Here is a 21,420-nt window from a genome sequence, read left to right on the forward strand (position 1 = left end):
ATCAACTGAGGTTAATTATGTCTGTTTTTCCACAAGGATTTTTATGGGGCGGCGCACTGGCCGCCAACCAGTCTGAAGGGGCATACCGGGAAGGCGGCAAAGGGCTGACCACCGTCGATATGATCCCTCACGGCGCACACCGGATGCCCGTCAAACTGGGTCAGGAAAAGCGCTTTACGCTTCAGGATGACGAATTTTATCCCAGCCATCAGGCGATCGACTTTTATCATCGCTATAAAGAAGATATCGCGCTGATGGCGGAAATGGGGTTTACGGTTTTTCGTACTTCCATTGCCTGGAGCCGTCTCTACCCTAACGGCGATGAACTGACGCCGAATGAAGAGGGTATCGCGTTTTACCACAGCGTGTTTGCCGAGTGTAAAAAATACGGAATTGAGCCGTTGGTCACGCTGTGCCATTTCGATGTGCCAATGCATCTGGTCACCGAGTACGGCTCCTGGCGTAACCGCAAAATGGTGGAGTTCTTTACCCGCTACGCCCGTACCTGCTTCGAGGCGTTCGACGGTCTGGTGAAGTACTGGCTGACCTTCAACGAAATCAACATTATGCTGCACAGCCCCTTTTCTGGCGCCGGGCTGGTATTTGAAGAAGGTGAAAATCAGGATCAGGTTAAATACCAGGCCGCGCACCACGAACTAATAGCCAGCGCCCTGGCGACTAAAATTGCCCATGAAATTAATCCGCAAAACCAGGTCGGTTGTATGCTGGCTGGCGGCAATTTTTATCCTTACTCCTGTAAACCGGAAGATGTATGGACCGCGCTGGAAAAAGACCGCGAAAACCTGTTCTTTATTGATGTGCAGGCGCGCGGGGCTTACCCCGCTTACTCTGCCCGTGTGTTTCGCGAAAAAGGCGTGGTGATAGAAAAAGCCCCGGAAGATGACGACATCCTGAAAAACACCGTCGATTTTGTCTCGTTTAGCTACTACGCATCGCGCTGTGCCTCTGCTGAAATGAACACCGGCAATACCAGCGCCGCCAACGTGGTGAAATCGCTGCGTAATCCATATATTGCCACCAGCGAATGGGGCTGGGGCATCGATCCGCTCGGTCTGCGCATTACCATGAACATGATGTATGACCGCTACCAGAAACCGCTGTTTCTGGTGGAAAACGGGCTGGGGGCGAAAGATGAAATCGATGCTAACGGCGAGATCAATGACGACTATCGCATCAGCTATTTACGCGAGCACATTCGCGCCATGGCAGACGCTATTGAGGATGGCGTGCCGCTGATGGGTTACACCACCTGGGGCTGTATTGATCTGGTTTCTGCCTCAACCGGTGAGATGAGCAAACGCTACGGTTTTGTGTATGTGGACCGCGATGACGCGGGTAACGGCACGCTGGCGCGCACCCGCAAGAAATCATTCTGGTGGTACAAAAAAGTGATCGCCAGCAACGGTACCGATCTGGCCTGACGGGCCTGCCGGAGGGGTCTACAGCCCTCCGGCAGAAGTACGTATTTTCATTTCATTTATTGCATTCAAAATGTGGAATCATCCTTCCAGTTTCAGGTTTGCTCGCGCCCTTTTTTACTGGCATTTTATTCAGTAGTTTTTAATCCTGGCCGTTCACCACAAGGAAACGTGTATGACTGATCAAAATGGCAAAATAGCAGTGGCTATCACCAAACCCGTACGTCGTTTGAAAGTCGGCTATGTCAGAAAACGCCATGAAGATCCCAAAACGGGTTTCACGCGACGAATCAGTCGGCACGCTTCACTCACGCTGAACGGCGACTGGCTGGAACAAGCTGGGTTTCCTACCGGTACGGCAGTAAAAGTGTCAGTGATGCAGGGGAAATTAATTATTGAGCAGGCCATTGAGTGACGAGGATACGCAGGGAAACAGGCCGGATGTCACTCACATCCGGCACTGATACGGTTTACTCTTCCGGCGCTTCCAGCTCGGAGAATCCACCGTGTCCTTCCCAGCCAGCTAATCGCTGATAGACGGTATCAACCGCATCTTTAATCGGTTGTGTCATCGGGTAGTAAAAACCGACAATATCTGGCTGAATGCCAAGGAAAATTACCTCGCCTACGTCGTCTTTCAGCTGATCGACCAGGTAGTTCAGCGGCATGTTGTGGGTGGTCATCATGAACATCTCAGCAATATCATCAGGATCGATAATACGGATTTCACCGGGGTTTAGCCCCATGTCGGTGGCATCCACGATCAACAGACGCTGCGGGCGCAGTTCACGGATGGCGACGATGTCGTTCTCCGGCGCGCTACCGCCGTCGATGACAACCCATTGGCCTTGAGGGTTTGCGGCACACATTTCGGCCAGCAGCGGACCCGCGCCGTCATCGCCCATCATGCTGTTACCTACACATAATAAAACGTCAGTCACGGTGTCTCCTCACCATCAGATAGATAGCGCTTTCCTGGTGGATATCGTGCAGCATGCTGAGCATCAGCTTGCTCCACTCCTGCTGCTGCTGGGTCTGCACGGCACGCGCATCATCGAACGCGCGCGCCAGCATTTGCACATGGTTGAAATCGATGACTATCTCACCGTACTTCGGCACGCCTTCCATTTTCCGGCGAGCTTCACTGCCTTCGGCAAGCGTAGCAATCCACGCCAGATATTCATCCCACGGACAGGTTAACGCCGCTTCCAGGCAATCGATGATCCCAAGGTGGTGACCAATCGCCAGGCTGTAATAGACAACCTGCTGCGCCTCAGCGGGCGTTGCATCGTTCTCATCAATAAACTTACGGCTCAGTTGGCTGAACACCACCGTTTCACTCATCGGATACGCGCCTCTTCGACAACATGATTAAGATGCGTGACGATCTCGGTCAGACGCGGATCGTTTTCCGCTTCCAGCCAGCGCGCCACCTGATGCTCGCCCTGCCCTAACTGCGTCAAATAGTCATCAGCAATCTGACGGCCATAGCGGTATCCCGCCAGACGACGTGCTTCGCGGTCCACCTTCACACGCAGCGGCTGAACCATATCCGGATGCAGAATTTCCGCCGGCTGTTCGTCCAGTTCACCCGGCGCACGCGCGTGAATTTTTTGTTCCAGCAGTCCCAACGCCATGGCAAAGCCGTACAGCGTTGCCGCAGGCGTCGGCGGGCAACCTGGAATATACACGTCCACCGGTACGATTTTGTCCGTGCCGCCCCATACGCAGTATAAGTCGTGGAAGATACCGCCGCTGTTACCGCAGGCACCGTAAGAGATACAAATTTTCGGATCCGGCGCTGACTGCCAGGCGCGCAACGCCGGAGAGCGCATGGCACGCGTTACCGCGCCGGTAAACAGCAGAATATCCGCATGGCGCGGCGACGGTACCACTTTGATACCAAAACGTTCGGCATCAAACAGCGGAGAAAGCGTGGCGAAAATTTCGATTTCACAGCCGTTGCAGCCGCCGCAGTCCACACGGTAAACGTACGCTGAACGCTTGATGCTTTTAAGCAGCGACGCTTTCATGCTGGCAATGGATTCATCCACCGTCATCGGTACCGGAATACCGTTGGCGTCACGTGGGCCTAATAAATTGCTCATCAGCTGGCCTCTTTCATATGGCGAGTCAGTTCAATACGGTCAGACGGCACCAGACATTTCTGGCGCTTACAATCCGGGCAGGTCTCAAAGCTTTCACGGTGGTTTTCCGCACGGCTGTCACCGTTGTGCTTCAGCAGCGCAATGGCGTAATCGATCTCTTTTTGTACCGCAAACGGGCGGTTACAGACGCGGCAATTACACAGCGCAAAGCGGGACTGCTGCAGGAAATCCTCTTTCTTCCACACCGCCAGTTCATACTCCTGCGACAGTTTGATTGCCGCCGTCGGACAGACTTCTTCGCAGCGGGCGCAGAAGATGCAGCGACCGAGGTTGAACTGCCACGCCAGCTCATGGGTAACCAGATCGGTTTCTACCGTTAGCGCGTTCGACGGGCATGCATTCACACAGGCCGCGCAGCCAATGCACTGCTGCGGATTATGTTCCGGTTTGCCACGGAAGTTTTTATCGACCGCAATCGGCTCCAGCGGATACGACGACGTCGGCGCCCCGGTTTTGATGACTTTTTTGATAAAGGTAAACATGGCGATTCCTTATTTCAGCGGCGAGTTTTTACGCTCGATGCTGTAGCGCTCAAGTTCTTTGTACGGCACGACTTTGCTCTTCTTCTTACGCACATCAACCACGGTCATACGGTCAGTACAGGAGTAGCAAGGGTCGAGGCTACCGATAATCAGCGGGGCATCGGAAACGGTGTTGCCACGCAGCATATAGCGCAGCGTCGGCCAGTTGGCGTACGTCGCCGCACGGCAGCGCCAGCGATACAGTTTCTGGTTGTCGCCGGTCATGCTCCAGTGGATGTCATCTCCGCGCGGCGCTTCAGCAAAGCCCAGTGCGAAGCGGTGAGGAATATAGGTAAAGCCTTCCACCATCAGCGGGCCGCCCGGCAGGTTGTCCAGACCAAAGTCGATCATATTCAGTGCGGTGTAGACTTCATTGATACGGACTTTCAGACGAGAAATAACGTCGCAACCCTGCTCGCTATGAACTTCCATCGGCAGCAGACCATAACCGACAAACGGGTGATCGGCACGGGTGTCACGCGCGTGACCGCTGGCGCGTACCATTGGGCCGACGTTACTGAAGTCACGAGCAATTTCCGGATCCAGACGACCGATACCAACGGTACGTTGTTCCATGTTCGGCGTGCTGAGCAGCATATCGACCAGTTCCTGCACGTCACGGCGCATCTGCTGCGCCAGTTGACGGGTCTGGATCATATCCTCTTTCAACAGGTCGCGACGAATACCGCCGATCAGGTTCAGACCGTAGGTTTTACGTGCCCCGGTGAGGATCTCGGCCATCTTCATCGACGTTTCGCGCACGCGGAAGAACTGCATAAAGCCGGAGTCAAAACCGGTAAAGTGACAGGCCAGGCCGAGGTTCAGCAGATGCGAGTGCAGACGCTCAACTTCCAGCAGAATGGCGCGGATCATCTGCGCACGCTCTGGCACCACGATGCCCATCGCATTCTCAACGGAGGTGGTATATGCGGTGCTATGCGCAAAACCGCAGATACCGCACACGCGATCCGACAGGAACGTCACTTCGTTATAACCCATACGGGTTTCCGCCAGTTTCTCCATGCCGCGGTGAACATAGAACAGACGGTAGTCGGCGTCTATGATGTTCTCGCCGTCAACGAACAGGCGGAAGTGACCGGGTTCATCGGAGGTGACGTGCAGCGGACCAATTGGCACCACGTTGTTTTTCTTGTCGCCCAGTTCGTTGATGAACTCGTAGGTTTCGGCATCGGTGGTCGGGGCCGGGCGCTGACGATAATCCATACTGTCTTTACGCAGTGGGTAGAGTTCGTCCGGCCAGTCATCCGGCAGTACCAGACGACGTTCATCCGGTAAACCTACCGGGATCAAACCGTACATATCGCGCACTTCGCGCTCGCCCCAGACTGCAGCCGGAACGCGCGGCGTGACGGAGGGAAACTCCAGCTTATTGGCATCGACCTCAACGCGGACGGTTATCCAGCACTTGGTGCCCTGCTCCATCGACATCACGTAGTAAACGGCATAATGGCCGCACAGCTGGCGTTCGTCGTTACCAAACAGCACGGACAACCAGCCACCCTGTTTGTAGTACAGGAACTCCACCACTTCCGGCAGGTAGTTCACCTTGACGGTGATCGTCAGCTGATCTTTGGTCTGCCAGGCTTCATCCAGTACGACACCCGGAAAGGCCTGGTGCAGCGCAGCGAGATATTGTTGACCTAATTTTTCTTCAGACATGCTCAAACTCTCTTAAATCACGCCACCAGCAAGGAGACGAACGCTAAAAACGCAAACCCAAAACCGGCCCAGGTCACGCGTGAAGTGGCGCAAAAACGCAGACGCGCCATGCTGTTTTCGAACAGGGCGATAACCAGCACGCCGAGAACCAGTTTGACGACGGCAATCACCAGCGCCAACAGCAGCCCACCGGCGGTGAAGGTTTCCATCTGTCCCCACGGCAGGAACACGCCGACGAACATTTGCAGAACGACCAGTTGCTTGAGGCTAATGCCCCATTTCAGCACCGCAAAACCGCTGCCGCTGTATTCGGTCAATGGACCTTCCTGCAGCTCCTGCTCTGCTTCCGCCAGATCGAACGGCAGTTTGCCCATTTCGATAAAGGTGGCGAAAGCACAGGCGCACAGCGCCAGAATCAGCGGGATGCTGCGCGCAGCAGGCCAGTGATAAATGGTATCGGCGATATTGCTGATATGAGTTGAGCCAGCAACCTGCGCCGCTACCCACAGCCCCAACAGCAGGATAGGTTCAACCAGTACGCCGAGCATCGCTTCGCGGCTGGCGCCAATAGCGGTAAATGGGCTACCGGTATCCAGACCCGCGATAGAGAAGAAGAAACGGGCGATGGCGAACAGGTAAATCAAGGTGATCAGATCGCCCAGTTGCGGCAGCGGCGAGCCAACGGTCACTACCGGCAACGCGGTGGCGATAGTCAGCATCACGCCCACCATCACGAACGGTGTCAGGCGGAAAACCCAGCTGGAATCCGCAGGCGCAATGCTCTGACGGCCCAGCAGTTTGATAATGTCGCGGTATTCCTGCAAAACGCCCGGACCACGGCGATTGTGCAAACGCGCACGCGCCACGCGGGTAACACCGGAAAGTAGCGGCGCAACGGCAAACAGCACCAGCGCCTGAATTAACGGATATAAAACACTCATTCTCAGGCTCCTCGTGAAACCACAATCACCACCAGCACCGCCAGCTCAATCAATGCCAGACGACGGAACAGCACCGGGGCAGCCGCATTCTGCCAGCCCGGAACCAGTGATACCGGGTTTAGCCATTTACGCAGTTTGAGTACCGGGGCAAAGGCTTCTTTCACCGGCATGGCAAAACCGTGCGCGGTAATGACCATTGACTGCTCATGATCGTAACCACACACCCATGCCGCACCGCGTGAACGCGACGGCAGACGGTTGCCTTTGAAAATTGCCATGATGATGAACGGCAGCAGCGGACATGCGATCAGCAGCAGCGTGATCATTGGCTGAGAAACGGTGGTGTTCGCAGTTTCCAGCGGCAGCGGAACGGCAGAGGAGATCATCGGCAGCAGCCACGGCGCCGCCACGCCGCCAATCACGCAACAGATAGCCAGCGCAACGACGCTCACCCCCATCAGGATTGGCGCGCAGCAGGCGTTTTCAGCTTCCTTCGTGCGCGGTGCGCCAAGGAACGTAACGCCATAGACTTTCGCCATACACATCACCGCCAGCGCGCCGGTAATCGCCAGTCCTACCGCCAGCAACGGTCCTAACAGACGGCCGACAAACGCGCCGCTGTTGCCAAGCTTAAAGAAGGACTGGTAGATAACCCACTCACCGGCAAAACCGTTCAGCGGCGGCAGTGCGGCCATCGCCATCAGGCCAACCAGCATCGCCAGAGAGATAACCGGCATACGTTTACCAATACCACCCAGTTTTTCGATATCACGATGACCGGTACGGAACCAGATGCTACCTGCGCCCAGGAACAGAACGCTTTTGAACAGGCTGTGGTTTACCAGGTGGTACAGACCGCCGGTCAAACCCAGCGCAATCAGCGCCGGTTGATTCAGGGAAATCCCGGTCACGCCAGCACCCAGACCCAGCAGAATAATGCCGATGTTTTCCAGCGTGTGGTACGCCAGCAGACGCTGAATGTTGTGTTCCATCAGCGCATACAGACCGCCGACAAATGCGGTGATCATACCCAGCACCAGCAGCGTAATCCCCCACCACAGCGGCGCGTTACCGCCCAGCAGCGACAGGGAGAGAATACCCAGCAGCCCCACCTTCATGACGACGGTAGAGAACAGCGCCGCAGCCGGTGCGCTGGCGTTGGCGTGCGCCTGTGGCACCCATCCGTGCAGCGGAATAATCCCGGCCAGCAGGCCAAAACCCGCCACGCCCAGCAGCCAGATGTCAGAGCCAAGGGGCAGCTCCTGAGTACGCAGGTCAAGCAGGCGCAACTCCAGGGTGCCGTAACGTTGCCACACCAGGTAACAGGCAATAGCCAGCAGCAGCGTACCGACGCGTCCCAGCGCAAACCACAGTTTGCCCTCTTTACTGCAGCCGGTGAGGAACACGGCGCACAGCGCCATGATTTCCGCCATCACCACCAGCGTTCCGAGGTTGCTGGCCACTACCGCACATACCGCCGCGGCCATCAGCAAATTCACCAGTAGGCCGTTAGCTTTCACTTGCGGATGACGATGCCAGTCAATGTTGTACAGGCTGACAAACAGGCCGCAAAGGCCCAGCGTAATCAGCCAGATAGCGTTCAGCGGCGTGACTTGCAGACTGTGGCCGATAAACGGCATCACGCCGCTAATCGCAACGGCGCGGGTCAGTACGAGAAACCCCGCAGCCGCCGTACACAGGCTGCCCACCGCACCGCCAACCCCGGCAATCCAGCCGCTCAGCGGTTTATGAAACGAAAACAGAAATGCCAGAACCGCAGCCGCTGTAAACCAGGCCACGCCGCTGTTAATTAGTGAAATTGCGCTCATTTTGCATCTCCACTCTGAGCCTGCTGAAACAAGGTGAGATCGCCGAAATCGGTATTGAAAGTCAGCTCACGCTTACGTTTGCTGGCGCGGGCGATATCCATGTTGCTCACCAGATGCAGGGCTTTGGTTGGGCACATGCGTACACAGGCCGGACCAAGCTCATCAAAACTGCACAGATCGCATTTCACCGCGATGGCGCGAACGCCCGGAACCCAATCAAGCATCGTGCTCACGCGGGCAGGCGCTGGCGGAGCCGGAGGCGCTTTTGGCGTATTGGCGTTTGCCGGGATATGCAGCGGACGGCTACCGGAAAACTCAATTGCGCCAAACGGACAGGCAATCCCGCACAGTTTGCAGCTTACGCACAGGCTTTCATTCAGTTGCACGGCACCATCAACGCGATTAATCGCATTAACCGGACAAACGGTGGCGCAAGGCGCATCTTCACACTGGTGGCAAAGCTGCGGGGCGGATTCTTTTTCATTTAACATCACTTTCAGGCGCGGCATTGACTGCAGGCCATGCTGGCGATGTGTCTCTGAGCAGGCGGCTTCACAGGTGTGGCAGCCGATACAAAGAGTGGAGTCAGCAATTACAAAACGATTCACCAGGCATTCCTCAGGTGATAGTCATTTTTGACGAAAACATGTCTGGTAAATGTCATTTCGACATTTTTCGACATGCCCATTCCCTAAACTGTCGTGACGCAATATGAAAGCGCATCATGACAAAAGTGGGCAGCACCCGAGGCTTAAGCCGGGCTGTGTCCCTCAACCAGTTGGCTTAAATTCACCGGCATATTGTTCTCAACCGCGGTGTACAGGCTGTCGTAGACGGTGGCGATTTTTTCGAGATAGTGCTCCAGCACCTGCTCGCGATCGCGGTTGCTGATACGCTCATCGACTTTACCGTCGATGGTCAACTCTGCCCGTGCAATCAGTTGTTTATCATCACCATCTTTCGTTTCAACGTAGTATTCGATGGTGTGGCTGTTAAAGCCGTCCGCCAGCGTGACGTAGATGGTGAAGTGTTCAAAAAGGACGAAGCAGAGATCCTTGTCCGGTGCGCAGCTCATTGCATGATGCAAACGCGCTTTTGACAGGGTGATCCCCTGAACCAGCGAGTTACAGTAAATACGCCACTGGTCCTGTAGGCGACGGTGCCGTTCAGCGATGTAATCGGCTTTTTCGCTTATTTCCCAAATAGTCATGTCAGGTTACCCGTTTAGCAGAGATGAACACCCTTAAGCACATTTCATGCCAAAATTAAAATTCTTTATTTTCATATAGATAAAAAACATAAACCCGGTGACGACGTGTCATTTCGTCATCGTCGTCATTGTCACTCGCGGGAAATTTCAACCTGGCATGTTTATTGCTTTTAATATCGCAACTTCACAGGAGGCGGTATGCACGAAATAACCCTCTGCCAACGGGCACTGGAATTGATTGAACAACAGGCCACGCAATACGGTGCTCAGCGAGTAACTGGGGTCTGGCTCAAAATTGGCGCATTTTCTTGCGTAGAAACCAGCGCTCTCGCCTTTTGTTTTGATCTGGTATGCCGCGGGACCCTTGCAGAAGGTTGTAAACTCCACCTCGAAGAACAAGAAGCCGAATGTTGGTGCGAATCTTGTCAGCAATACGTCACCTTACTGACGCAACGCGTGCGCAGATGTCCGCAATGCAACAGCGATATGCTGAGAATTGTGGCCGATGACGGCTTACAGATTCGACGTATTGAAATAGATGAAACTCCAGCGCCGGATGCCGACGCCTAAGCGTCTTGTCCGGCCTACAGGAATGGCCTGAGTTGTTGGCCGGAAAAGACGAAGCCGCCATCCGGCAACAGATATACCGCAAGATAAAGATCAGGAGTGAGCGATGTGTACGACATGTGGTTGCGCTGAAGGCAACCTTTATATAGAGGGTGATGAGCATAATCCCCACTCGGCGTTTCGCAGCGCGCCATTTGCCCCGGCAGCTCGTCCGGCGTTGAACATTACCGGTGTGAAGACATCCAGTTTCACGCCAAGCCAGACCGAAGAAGGCGATTTGCACTACGGTCACGGAGAAGCAGGCACCCACGCGCCAGGCATGAGCCAGCGTCGGATGCTGGAAGTGGAAATTGACGTGTTGGACAAAAACAACCGTCTGGCCGAGCGCAACCGCGCCCGCTTTGCTGCCCGTCAACATCTGGTGCTGAACCTTGTCTCAAGCCCGGGCTCTGGTAAAACTACCCTGCTGACCGAAACGCTGATGAAGTTGAAAGATAGCGTGCCGTGCGCCGTTATTGAAGGTGACCAGCAGACGGTGAACGATGCCGCCCGTATTCGCGCCACAGGCACACCCGCCATTCAGGTCAACACCGGTAAAGGTTGCCACCTCGACGCACAAATGATTGCTGACGCCGCGCCGCGTTTGCCGCTTGACGATAACGGTATTCTGTTCATTGAAAACGTCGGCAACCTGGTCTGCCCGGCCAGCTTCGACCTCGGCGAGCGCCATAAAGTGGCCGTGCTTTCAGTAACCGAAGGTGAAGACAAACCGCTGAAATACCCGCATATGTTTGCCGCCGCATCGCTGATGCTGCTCAACAAAGTGGATCTACTGCCGTACCTCAATTTTGACGTAGAGAAGTGCATCGCCAGCGCCCGGGAAGTGAACCCGGAAATTGAGATTATCCTGATTTCTGCCACCAGCGGCGAAGGCATGGATCAATGGCTCTCCTGGCTGGAGGCGCAGCGATGTGCATAGGTGTTCCGGGTCAAATCCGCACCATTGATGGCAACCAGGCTAAAGTCGACGTTTGCGGTATTCAGCGTGACGTCGACCTGACGCTGGTCGGAAGCTGCGATGAACATGGTCAACCTCGTCTGGGTCAGTGGGTGCTGGTCCACGTCGGTTTTGCCATGAGCATCATTAATGAAGCTGAAGCGCGCGACACGCTCGACGCGCTGCAAAATATGTTTGACGTTGAGCCGGATGTCGGCGCATTGCTGTATGGCGAGGAAAAATAATGCGTTTTGTTGACGAATACCGCGCACCAGAACAGGTGATGCAGTTGATAGAGCACCTGTGTGAACGTGCCGCACTCCTCCCCTACACGGCTGAACGCCCGCTGCGCATCATGGAAGTTTGTGGTGGTCATACCCACGCTATCTTCAAGTTCGGTCTCGACCAGTTATTGCCTGAAAATGTCGAGTTTATTCATGGACCAGGCTGCCCGGTTTGCGTTCTGCCGATGGGCAGAATCGACAGCTGTGTTGAAATCGCCAGCCATCCAGAAGTGATTTTCTGCACCTTTGGCGATGCGATGCGCGTCCCGGGTAAACAAGGTTCTTTGCTACAAGCCAAAGCACGCGGCGCAGATATCCGCATCGTCTATTCACCGATGGATGCGCTGAAGCTGGCGCAGGAAAACCCAACGCGTAAGGTAGTGTTCTTTGGCCTGGGTTTTGAAACCACAATGCCAACCACCGCCATCACCCTGCAGCAGGCAAAACAGCGTAACGTGCAGAACTTTTACTTTTTCTGCCAGCACATCACGCTTATTCCTACGCTGCGCAGTCTGCTGGAGCAGCCGGACAACGGCATCGACGCCTTTTTAGCGCCAGGCCACGTCAGCATGGTGATTGGTACCGATGCCTATAACTTCATTGCGTCAGACTTCCATCGTCCGTTAGTGGTCGCCGGTTTCGAACCGCTCGATTTGCTGCAGGGCGTGGTGATGTTGATTGAACAGAAGATTGCCGAGCATAGTCAGGTCGAAAACCAGTACCGCCGCGTGGTGCCGGACGCCGGTAACGCGTTAGCGCAAAAGGCTATCGCCGACGTGTTCTGCGTCAATGGCGACAGTGAATGGCGCGGCCTGGGCGTAATTGAATCCTCTGGCGTTCACCTGACGCCAGACTATCAGCGTTTTGATGCCGAAGCGCATTTCCAGCCAGCGCCGCAGCAGGTGTATGACGATCCGCGCGCCCGTTGCGGAGAGGTATTGACCGGCCGATGCAAACCGCATCAGTGCCCGCTATTTGGCAAAACCTGTAACCCGGAGACCGCGTTTGGCGCCCTGATGGTCTCCTCAGAAGGCGCATGTGCCGCCTGGTATCAGTATCGTCAGCAGGAGTGTGAAGCATGAACAGCGTACAACTCGCCCACGGTAGCGGCGGTCAGGCTATGCAGCAGTTGATCAACAGTCTGTTTATGGAAGCTTTTGCTAATCCGTGGCTGGCAGAACAAGAGGATCAGGCACGTCTGGAACTGGCGCAGCTGGTGGCAGAAGGCGATCGTCTGGCATTTTCAACCGACAGCTATGTTATCGATCCGTTGTTCTTCCCGGGCGGCAATATCGGCAAGCTGGCTATTTGCGGTACGGCTAACGACGTAGCGGTCAGCGGCGCAATCCCGCGCTACCTCTCCTGTGGTTTTATCCTCGAAGAGGGTCTGCCGATGGAGACGCTGAAAACCGTCGTTAACAGCATGGCAGCAACCGCGCGCGAAGCGGGCATCGCCATCGTAACCGGCGATACTAAAGTCGTGCAGCGCGGCGCAGCAGACAAGCTGTTCATCAACACCGCCGGAATGGGGGCGATCCCCGCCAACATTCACTGGGGGGCACAGACCCTCAGCCCGGGCGATGTGCTGCTGGTCAGCGGTACGCTTGGCGATCACGGCGCAACTATCCTTAACCTGCGCGAACAGTTGGGTCTTGATGGTGAACTGGTCAGCGACTGCGCGGTATTAACGCCGCTTATCCAGACGCTACGTGATATTCCCGGCGTGAAGGCGCTGCGTGACGCGACCCGTGGCGGCGTGAATGCGGTAACGCATGAATTTGCCGCCTCATGCGGATTTGGTATTGAGCTGTCTGAAGCGGCCCTGCCCGTGAAGCCCGCGGTGCGCGGCGTTTGCGAACTGCTGGGTCTGGATGCGCTCAACTTTGCTAACGAGGGCAAGCTGGTGATTGCCGTTGAGCGCCAGGCGGCTGAAATGGCGCTTGCCGCGCTGCGCGCGCATCCGTTAGGGCGCGATGCCGCAATGATTGGTGAAGTGGTGGAACGCAAAGGTGTACGTCTTGCCGGACTCTACGGCGTGAAACGAACCCTCGATTTACCGCACGCCGAGCCATTGCCTCGTATATGCTAACAGCCGGTTGGCAGCAAGCTGTAGGCCGGATAAGACGCATTTGCGTCGACATCCGGCATTAACGATGCATTTTCGCCCGATGGCGCTTTGCCGATCGGGCCTACGGTTCGTGTAGCCGGACCAATCCGGCAATAAATTACGACTTATACCTATAATTCATTTACCGTTTTCGCACCGTTCTGCGGTGCTTTTCCTGGAAAAGCAATATGTCGTATACACCGATGAGTGACCTTGGACAGCAAGGCCTGTTCGATATTACTCGTACATTATTACAGCAGCCCGATCTCCCGTCTCTCAGCGAGGCGCTTTCGCAGCTAGTCAAGCGTTCAGCGCTGGCCGACTGTGCGGCTATTGTCTTGTGGCAGGCACAAACGCAGCGTGCGCGTTATTTTGCGACGCGTGAAAATGGTAAACCCATCGATTATGAAGACGAAACGGTGCTGGCGCATGGCCCGGTACGCCGTATTTTGTCTCGCCCCGATGCGCTGCACTGCAACTATCATGAGTTTACGGAAACCTGGCCGCAACTGGCCTCAGGCGGGCTGTATTCTGAATTTGGCCACTACTGTCTGTTGCCGCTGGCGGCAGATGGGCGAATCTTTGGCGGCTGCGAATTCATCCGTAATGAAGATCGGCCGTGGAGTGAAAAAGAGTACAACCGGCTGCAGACCTTCACGCAAATAGTCGGCGTTGTTGCTGAACAAATTCAAAGCAGGGTCAGCAACAACGTCGATTACGATTTACTGTGCCGCGAGCGCGACAACTTTCGCATCCTGGTCGCCATCACCAATGCGGTGCTCTCGCGTCTCGACATTGATGAACTGGTTAGCGAAGTCGCCAAGGAGATCCATCACTACTTCGACATTGATGCTATCAGCATCGTGTTACGCAGCGATCGCAAGAATAAACTCAGCATTTATTCCACCCATTATCTGGATGAACATCATCCGGCGCACGAACAAAGTGAGGTGGACGAAGCAGGCACACTCTCTGAACGGGTCTTCAAAAGCAAAGAGATGCTGCTGATTAACCTGAGTGAACGCGATACCCTTGCTCCTTACGAACGGATGCTGTTCGAAACCTGGGGTAACCAGCTACAGACTCTGTGCCTGCTGCCGCTGATGTCCGGCAATACTATGCTCGGCGTACTGAAGCTGGCGCAGTGCGAAGAGAAAGTGTTCACCACCGCCAACCTAAAACTGCTGCGTCAAATCGCCGAACGCGTGGCGATCGCCGTAGATAACGCCCTCGCCTACCAGGAGATCCACCGCCTGAAGGAACGTCTGGTCGACGAAAACCTGGCGTTGACGGAACAACTCAACAACGTGGAGAGTGAGTTCGGCGAAATCATTGGCCGCAGCGAAGCGATGTACAGCGTACTCAAGCAGGTCGAAATGGTGGCGCAAAGCGACAGCACCGTCCTGATTCTGGGTGAAACCGGAACGGGTAAGGAGCTGATCGCGCGGGCAATTCACAACCTGAGCGGACGCAACGCCCGCCGAATGGTGAAAATGAACTGCGCGGCAATGCCTGCCGGATTGCTGGAAAGCGATCTGTTTGGCCATGAGCGCGGCGCGTTTACCGGGGCCAGCACGCAGCGGATTGGGCGTTTCGAACTGGCGGACAAAAGTTCGTTGTTCCTCGACGAAGTTGGCGACATGCCGCTGGAACTTCAGCCGAAGCTGCTGCGCGTTCTCCAGGAGCAGGAGTTTGAACGTCTGGGCAGCAATAAGCTGATCCAGACCGACGTTCGCTTGATCGCCGCCACCAACCGCGATCTGAAAAAGATGGTCGCCGATCGCGAGTTTCGTAACGATCTCTACTATCGGCTGAACGTCTTCCCGATCCATCTGCCGCCGCTGCGTGAGCGCCCGGAAGATATTCCGCTACTGGTGAAAGCCTTCACCTTTAAAATTGCCCGCCGAATGGGGCGCAATATCGACAGTATTCCCGCCGAAGCTCTGCGTACGCTGAGCAATATGGAATGGCCGGGTAACGTGCGTGAACTGGAAAACGTGGTAGAGCGCGCGGTTCTACTCACCCGAGGCAACGTGCTGCAACTGTCCCTGCCGGATGTTGTCGCGTTGGCGCCATCCACCCCACCAGTGGCGACCGAAGTCGCGCAGGACGGCGAAGATGAATATCAGCTGATAATGCGCGTGCTAAAAGAGACCAACGGCGTCGTTGCCGGTCCGAAAGGCGCGGCGCAAAGACTGGGGCTGAAACGCACAACGTTACTCTCACGCATGAAACGATTGGGGATTGATAAGGATGCACTGGTTTAGCCAGTGTGGTTATACTGGGTGATATCTCAACGAAAGGAGGCAGTATGGCGGTATCAGCACGTAATCAATTAACCGGTACGGTGAGCGCAGTCGCTACGGGCGCAGTGAATGATGAAGTTGAACTGACGCTGGCTGGCGGCGCAAAACTGGTCGCGATTGTAACCCATAGCAGCCAGCAGGCGTTGGGTCTGGCAAAAGGGAAAGAGGCGATTGCCCTGATTAAAGCGCCGTGGGTAACGCTGGCAACAGAAGACTGCGGCCTGAAGTTCTCTGCCCGTAACCAGTTTGCCGGTAGCGTTTCCCAGGTCACCGAAGGCGCAGTCAACGCCACGGTACATATCAAAACTGACGCAGGCTTTGAGATTGTTGCCGTCGTCACCAACGAAAGTCAGCAAGAAATGAAACTGAGCCAGGGAAGCCGCGTTGTTGCGCTGATCAAAGCCTCAGCCATTCTGATTGCCACCAAAGCGTAATCGCCATCGTCAACGCATGGCCAGTTTGCCCGATAGCGCTGTGCTTATCGGGCCTACGCGGCAGGAGCGCTTGCTCTCGTAGGCCAGATAAAGCATCGCCGCCATCCGGCATAGAATTACTTCTTCCGCTGGTATTTCTCTGGCAATTCCGGTACCGGACGTTTGTCATCAATCAGATGACGCACGGTCAGAATCGGATGACGCCAGAGCATTCTTGGTCCAGCCCAGCGCATAATTTGCTTCATCTCTTCGCGTTTAGCAGGTTGATAACAGTGCACAGGGCACTGTTTACAGGCCGGTTTTTCCTCACCAAATACGCACTTATCGAGGCGCTTTTGCGCATAGGCAAACAACGCATCGTAATGCCCCGGCTCGTCTGAAGCCTGCGGACACTGGCTTTCATACAGCGAGATCATTCTCTGGATCGTCATTTTTTCACGTGCAATACGTTTGCCGGACATGATGCCTCCACAATTAAGTTGCATAAATAATACACCTTAACAGTGAAGGCAACCATCACATGAGATCAATTCCCCACGAGAATGACTAAATTGCCCTGCGTTTATAAGGACGGTAGTGCGGTAGCCAAAAGTTATCGTTGATGCTCTGCAACAGCGCGTCGTCGCTCATCTTCTCTGCCACACCTGACTGCTGCGCCGTCTTGCCGACCTCGAAGGCAATGCGGCGCGTCACGTCACAGATTGTCCCAATCTCCGGCAACAGAGCGCCTTCCCCGTTATGCACCAGCGGAGAAGCATCGGCCAGCGCACGGCTTGCCGCCATCAACATGGCTTCTGTTATTCGCGCCGCGCCGCTGGCGATAGCCCCCAGACCGATGGCCGGGAAAACATAAACGTTATTGCACTGCGCAACCGGAATGGAACACCCATTAAATTCAACCGCATCGCAGGGACTGCCGGTCGCGATGATGGCCCGTCCCTCGGTCCAGCGAACAATATCTTCTGGCCGCGCTTCCATTCTCGAGGTGGGATTCGACAACGGCATAACAATCGGCCGATCGCAGTATTGGTACATCGTGCTAATCACCTCCTGCGAAAATAATCCGGCCTGGCCCGACACACCCAGCATCACCGAAGGTTTGGCATTGTGGATAACCTCCAGTAACGACGGAGTCTGCCCCTCATACAGCCAGTCAGATAAGGCCACGGGAGGCTGCGCCAGCGGTTGCTGGAAATCCGCTAATCCATGATTGGTGGTCATCACCAGACCGTCACGATCCACCATAAAAATGGTCCGTCGGGCTTCGGCCTGGCTCATTCCTTCAGAGATGCGGCAGGCGATAATATGTCGGGCGATCCCACATCCGGCAGCACCCGCGCCCACAATCACAATCGATTGCTGACGGAAATCGCGGCCGCTGCCACGACAGGCAGCAACCACGGTCGCCAGAGCCACCGACGCCGTGCCCTGAATATCATCATTAAAACAGCACAGCTCATCGCGATAGCGGTCCAGTAACGGTACAGCGGTATGCTGGGCGAAATCTTCAAACTGCAGCAGAACGTTAGGCCAGCGCCGTTTTACGGCAGCAATAAACATACCAATGAATGCGAAGTAGTCTTCGCCAGTTATGCGCGGATGACGCCAGCCGATATAGCGCGGATCGTCCAGCAGTCGCGTATTGTTCGTACCGACATCCAGCAGAATGGGTAGCGTATTCGCCGGATTAACCCCGCCACAGACGGTATAGAGCGACAGTTTCCCGATAGGGATCCCCATACCGCCAACGCCCTGGTCACCTAGTCCCAGAATGCGCTCACCATCAGTGACGACGATGACCTTGATATCGTGTCGTGGAATATCATGCAAAATATCGTCAATACGATCGCGATCGGGCCAGGAAATAAAGACACCACGCGCCCGACGATATATCCAGGAGAATTTTTCGCAGGCAGCCCCGACTACTGGGGTATAAACGATTGGCAACATCTCGGGCAGGTACTTTTTCAACAGGTAATAAAATAAAGTTTCGTTGGTATCCTGGATATTACGCAGGTAAATATGTCGAGCGTTGTGGGATTCAGCCTCAAGATATTGTTGATACGCCCGCTCAGCTTGTTCATCAATATTCTCAATCGCGCAAGGCAGTAGCCCACTCAGGTTAAAGTCATGTCTTTCTTGCTGCGTGAAGCTACTTCCCTTGTTTAATAACGGAGACTCAAGCAGTAACTTCCCCGTAAACGGGACGTATAAAACATCGTTTGTCACGTTGCCATCCATAAATTACAACCAGATAAAAAAATAAGAGCCTGCATTAACAGGCTCTCGGGATTCAAATCAGGACATAGTTGGCAACCAGCATCGCCGCGATACCGGCCAGCGCTGGAAGCAGCGTTCTTCTGACAATCATAAACGGTGAGCATTCCCCTGCCTTGCTTACCGCAATAATGATGCCAGCCACCGGAGACATTGAGCGCCCCATTCCCGCCATCAACTGCATTGGCAGGATCATATTGACAGCGCTCTCACCGAATTTTGCCGCAATCGAAGGTGCCAGGCCGGAGAAAGAGAAAAAGGCTGCAACGCCAGAGCCAGTCAGGACGGCGGTGACGCCCACCAGCGCGGTCATTACCAGCGTCATGCTGGTAAAACCCAGCCCTGCGTTTTGCACGGACTGCAACAGGTAGTCCACAGCGCCAATTTTCTGCAGCCCCTGGGCATAAATATCCGCACATACCAGCAAGGAAACGATGCTGGTAAACATGCTGCCCATCCCTTTGAAAAAGACCTGTAATCCTTTGCAGCAGCTTTTGAAATCTCGGGTAGCCACCAGTTCGAAGAAAAAAGCGACGACCGCGCCAAGGATCATTGCTGTGACCACGTCAATTTTGATGGATTTGATAACCAAAGGGCTAAAGACCAGCACCAGTACCACAGGCAAGACGGGCAACAGCGCATAAATGACGGGCACCTTACGGCCTTCTTCTTCCGCTTGTGCTACGCTTTGCGCTCCAGGAACAAAGCCATCTTTTTTGTCGAAATACTTCGCGCTGAAGTAAATCACCACCGCCACGGCCAGCATTACGACCACCGCCACTGGCATCTGGTAATGAGCAAAGTAGATAGCGCTTTCCATGCCAGCATGCTTGGCTGCCAGATTCGCCGTACCAACCGCGGGCCCTAAATCCATAAACGCGCACAGACCGATCATCGCGGCCGCGGAGGCTTTACTGACTCCCAGGCGTACCAGGACCGGGAAGAATGTTACCAGCAGCAACATTGCCAGACCTGCCGCACTTGAAATTGCCACGTGCAGAAGCTGTGCGCAGATATACCCTAACGCAAGGATCAGGTATGGCGCTTTAATCACCTGCAGCGGTCGAATGCACATATTCACCATCGCGTTCGACGCTTTAATGTGATCCATATAGCTGGCAAATCCACCCGCCGCCATGATGATAAGACCAATACCCGCGATTTGTGTGGTAAGCGATTCTTTTGCAAAACTAAAGATATCCAGCCAGGTTGACCCCGTGGATTTTGCTTTATCATAAAGAATGCTGTTTTCAGGATAAAACAGTACGGTAATGGTCAATAATGCCAGTCCAGCGAGTAATAGAACAGTTTGCGGCTGATAGTTTTTCACAATTAACCATGCAGCAATAACTGTTATCACTATTGCTATAATAAACGCCGTCATAATAACAATTCCTATGCCATACAAATCGGGTAGGGTTTTCTGACATATCATCATAGCTTATGTAGGATAGTAAAAAATCACACCTATATATAAGCAGCTATAATATGCACGTAAATTTAACGTATTACATACTCAAATATTGAGATTTAATTGTAATGGGTTGTGCGGTTGTAAAATACGGGAAAGGTGTTTTCCCACCACTTTTTGTGAGTAAGATCGCAACTCATCTGAATGCGGTCGCATCCCTTAGAAAAGGCTGGATGCGGGTTTCCAACATATTCATTCTATGATTGACGTCGAAAGCGTATTCCCCTATAACAACGTTGATATACAGCAGCCATCGGGTGTTATCTATGTACAAAAAAAACACGTTAAGTCTGGATGAGTATAACTCACTTACTCTTAATATGGGTGATCTGACTGAATCTGAGTGCCGACTTAATGAGTACATTAATAAACACTTCAATGAACTCCCCTATCATGGCATTGTTGATCTCTCGCAAAATGCGATGGTAAGCAAAGCCACCATTGGCCGATTTTTAAATAAAATTGGGTTTACGGGTTATGCTGCTTTTCGCAAAGCATTAGACATTACGCTATCAAAAAATAAAATATCCGCACCCTTTGAGAAAAACATCAAACTACGTAACAACCCCAGCATTACCACTGAAAGTATCGTTACCGATTTCACCCACAAAGTATCAGAATTATTTAATCAATTTAAAAATAATATCGATATTGAAAGCCTTAATGCGTTTATCGATCTGGTATTGAACAATCAACGTCATATTTATGTCGTCGGCCCTTCATCATCTCATGCAATGGCAACGCACTTTTGTACACTGCTAAAGTACTTTCGCAGTGACATCACCCTGTTACCGACGGACATCAGCGAACTCCCCAAATGCCTCCTCAATATTGAGGAGGAGGATGTCTTGATTGTGTTCTCCTACTACCGATTTAACCGGGTAGCGCTCAATATTGCAAAGTGGTTCAGAAAAAAGAATGCCGTCGTGGTCCTGGTTACCAACTCAGAGGCGAATCCTTACGGTAAGTTCTGCGATCTGCAGTTCGTTCTTCCCAGCGACGTACAATCCATTTTTCAAAGCCGTATTCTTGGCTTCTTTTTTATCGAACTTATATTGCATCTGGCGTATGAGAAAGGTGAGAGCGAGGGGAATTTTGCCCAACTGGAGGAGTTGTTTGTCTTTTTCGAAACATTTTCAGCATCAGCCCACAATACTTAGACCCACCAGCAGCCAGGAGTGTTCTCACT

22 protein-coding genes are annotated in these 21,420 nt (G+C 53.9%); 10 read left to right on the forward strand and 12 right to left on the reverse strand.

Going from position 1 to position 21,420, the window contains the following annotated elements; genetic code table 11:
- Positions 1 to 17: 17 nt before the first annotated feature.
- Both OGW16_RS16510 and OGW16_RS16515 read left to right on the forward strand, forming a co-directional pair.
- On the forward strand, positions 18 to 1,442 hold the full coding sequence (locus OGW16_RS16510; protein WP_087051262.1) for a 6-phospho-beta-glucosidase: 1,425 nt from the start codon (positions 18 to 20) through the stop codon (positions 1,440 to 1,442).
- A 172-nt stretch (positions 1,443 to 1,614) separates the two neighbouring features.
- Complete coding sequence (locus OGW16_RS16515) at positions 1,615 to 1,854, forward strand: SymE family type I addiction module toxin (RefSeq protein ID WP_043017336.1); 240 nt, start codon at positions 1,615 to 1,617, stop codon at positions 1,852 to 1,854.
- 55 nt (positions 1,855 to 1,909) lie between these two features.
- Here OGW16_RS16515 and hycI read toward each other — a convergent pair whose 3' ends face one another.
- The 9 genes from hycI to hycA form a co-directional block, all read right to left on the reverse strand.
- On the reverse strand, positions 1,910 to 2,380 hold the full coding sequence (gene hycI, locus OGW16_RS16520) for a hydrogenase maturation peptidase HycI (protein ID WP_043017337.1): 471 nt from the start codon (positions 2,378 to 2,380) through the stop codon (positions 1,910 to 1,912).
- The gene (locus OGW16_RS16525) at positions 2,373 to 2,783 is read right to left on the reverse strand and encodes a formate hydrogenlyase maturation HycH family protein (RefSeq protein WP_043017338.1); all 411 of its coding nucleotides are present in this window, start codon (positions 2,781 to 2,783) and stop codon (positions 2,373 to 2,375) included. Before OGW16_RS16525 ends, hycI begins: the two co-directional genes overlap by 8 nt.
- Complete coding sequence (gene hycG / locus OGW16_RS16530) at positions 2,780 to 3,547, reverse strand: formate hydrogenlyase subunit HycG (RefSeq protein WP_080626188.1); 768 nt, start codon at positions 3,545 to 3,547, stop codon at positions 2,780 to 2,782. The genes OGW16_RS16525 and hycG overlap by 4 nt, the downstream gene beginning before the upstream one ends.
- On the reverse strand, positions 3,547 to 4,089 hold the full coding sequence (gene hycF / locus OGW16_RS16535) for a formate hydrogenlyase subunit HycF (protein WP_016154185.1): 543 nt from the start codon (positions 4,087 to 4,089) through the stop codon (positions 3,547 to 3,549). The genes hycG and hycF overlap by 1 nt, the downstream gene beginning before the upstream one ends.
- 9 nt (positions 4,090 to 4,098) lie before the next feature.
- On the reverse strand, positions 4,099 to 5,808 hold the full coding sequence (gene hycE / locus OGW16_RS16540) for a formate hydrogenlyase subunit HycE (protein ID WP_003037393.1): 1,710 nt from the start codon (positions 5,806 to 5,808) through the stop codon (positions 4,099 to 4,101).
- A gap of 17 nt (positions 5,809 to 5,825) precedes the next feature.
- Entirely contained in the window at positions 5,826 to 6,749 is a 924-nt protein-coding gene (locus tag OGW16_RS16545; protein ID WP_003825914.1) for a respiratory chain complex I subunit 1 family protein, read from the reverse strand.
- Positions 6,750 to 6,751: 2 nt separating this feature from the next.
- Positions 6,752 to 8,578, reverse strand: a complete 1,827-nt coding sequence (hycC, locus tag OGW16_RS16550; protein WP_043017340.1) for a formate hydrogenlyase subunit 3 — start codon at positions 8,576 to 8,578, stop codon at positions 6,752 to 6,754.
- Positions 8,575 to 9,186 (reverse strand): formate hydrogenlyase subunit HycB, encoded by a 612-nt coding sequence (gene hycB, locus OGW16_RS16555; protein ID WP_286518630.1) that lies wholly within the window; start codon positions 9,184 to 9,186, stop codon positions 8,575 to 8,577. Before hycB ends, hycC begins: the two co-directional genes overlap by 4 nt.
- Positions 9,187 to 9,329: 143 nt before the next feature.
- On the reverse strand, positions 9,330 to 9,788 hold the full coding sequence (gene hycA, locus OGW16_RS16560; protein WP_043017342.1) for a formate hydrogenlyase regulator HycA: 459 nt from the start codon (positions 9,786 to 9,788) through the stop codon (positions 9,330 to 9,332).
- Between the two features lie 198 nt (positions 9,789 to 9,986).
- On the opposite strand from hycA, the gene hypA reads away from it, so the two are divergent.
- The 7 genes from hypA (at position 9,987) to OGW16_RS16595 (ending at position 16,483) form a co-directional block, all read left to right on the forward strand.
- Positions 9,987 to 10,358, forward strand: coding sequence for a hydrogenase maturation nickel metallochaperone HypA (gene hypA / locus OGW16_RS16565; RefSeq protein ID WP_016154191.1), 372 nt, complete (start codon positions 9,987 to 9,989; stop codon positions 10,356 to 10,358).
- Positions 10,359 to 10,461: 103 nt separating this feature from the next.
- A complete protein-coding gene (hypB, locus tag OGW16_RS16570) occupies positions 10,462 to 11,334 on the forward strand; it encodes a hydrogenase nickel incorporation protein HypB (protein WP_286515159.1) in 873 nt (290 codons plus the stop codon).
- Positions 11,325 to 11,597 carry a hydrogenase 3 maturation protein HypC gene (gene hypC, locus OGW16_RS16575; RefSeq protein ID WP_003037411.1) on the forward strand — a complete coding sequence of 91 codons (273 nt, stop codon included), beginning with the start codon at positions 11,325 to 11,327 and terminating at the stop codon, positions 11,595 to 11,597. The genes hypB and hypC overlap by 10 nt, the downstream gene beginning before the upstream one ends.
- Complete coding sequence (gene hypD / locus OGW16_RS16580) at positions 11,597 to 12,718, forward strand: hydrogenase formation protein HypD (protein WP_043017344.1); 1,122 nt, start codon at positions 11,597 to 11,599, stop codon at positions 12,716 to 12,718. The genes hypC and hypD overlap by 1 nt, the downstream gene beginning before the upstream one ends.
- Positions 12,715 to 13,725, forward strand: a complete 1,011-nt coding sequence (gene hypE, locus OGW16_RS16585; RefSeq protein ID WP_200001194.1) for a hydrogenase maturation carbamoyl dehydratase HypE — start codon at positions 12,715 to 12,717, stop codon at positions 13,723 to 13,725. Before hypD ends, hypE begins: the two co-directional genes overlap by 4 nt.
- Before the next feature lie 206 nt (positions 13,726 to 13,931).
- Complete coding sequence (gene flhA / locus OGW16_RS16590; protein WP_087051259.1) at positions 13,932 to 16,010, forward strand: formate hydrogenlyase transcriptional activator FlhA; 2,079 nt, start codon at positions 13,932 to 13,934, stop codon at positions 16,008 to 16,010.
- A gap of 44 nt (positions 16,011 to 16,054) precedes the next feature.
- The gene (locus OGW16_RS16595; protein WP_003825890.1) at positions 16,055 to 16,483 is read left to right on the forward strand and encodes a TOBE domain-containing protein; all 429 of its coding nucleotides are present in this window, start codon (positions 16,055 to 16,057) and stop codon (positions 16,481 to 16,483) included.
- Positions 16,484 to 16,599: 116 nt separating this feature from the next.
- Here the strand turns inward: OGW16_RS16595 and OGW16_RS16600 are convergent, their stop codons facing one another.
- From OGW16_RS16600 to dcuC, 3 genes are all read right to left on the reverse strand, one after another.
- Positions 16,600 to 16,944, reverse strand: coding sequence for a nitrous oxide-stimulated promoter family protein (locus tag OGW16_RS16600; protein WP_003825888.1), 345 nt, complete (start codon positions 16,942 to 16,944; stop codon positions 16,600 to 16,602).
- 85 nt (positions 16,945 to 17,029) lie between these two features.
- The gene (locus OGW16_RS16605; RefSeq protein WP_043017347.1) at positions 17,030 to 18,724 is read right to left on the reverse strand and encodes an NAD-dependent malic enzyme; all 1,695 of its coding nucleotides are present in this window, start codon (positions 18,722 to 18,724) and stop codon (positions 17,030 to 17,032) included.
- 52 nt (positions 18,725 to 18,776) lie between these two features.
- Positions 18,777 to 20,144: a C4-dicarboxylate transporter DcuC gene (dcuC, locus tag OGW16_RS16610; protein WP_043017348.1), complete on the reverse strand. Its 1,368-nt coding sequence runs from the start codon at positions 20,142 to 20,144 to the stop codon at positions 18,777 to 18,779.
- 353 nt (positions 20,145 to 20,497) lie between these two features.
- Here dcuC and OGW16_RS16615 point away from each other — a divergent pair, with 353 nt between their 5' ends.
- Positions 20,498 to 21,391, forward strand: coding sequence for a MurR/RpiR family transcriptional regulator (locus OGW16_RS16615; protein WP_043017349.1), 894 nt, complete (start codon positions 20,498 to 20,500; stop codon positions 21,389 to 21,391).
- The last annotated feature ends 29 nt before the right edge of the window (positions 21,392 to 21,420 follow it).

It is taken from the genome of Citrobacter sp. Ce104, from assembly GCF_030334595.1.
GTDB classification, from domain to species: Bacteria; Pseudomonadota; Gammaproteobacteria; order Enterobacterales; family Enterobacteriaceae; genus Citrobacter; species Citrobacter europaeus.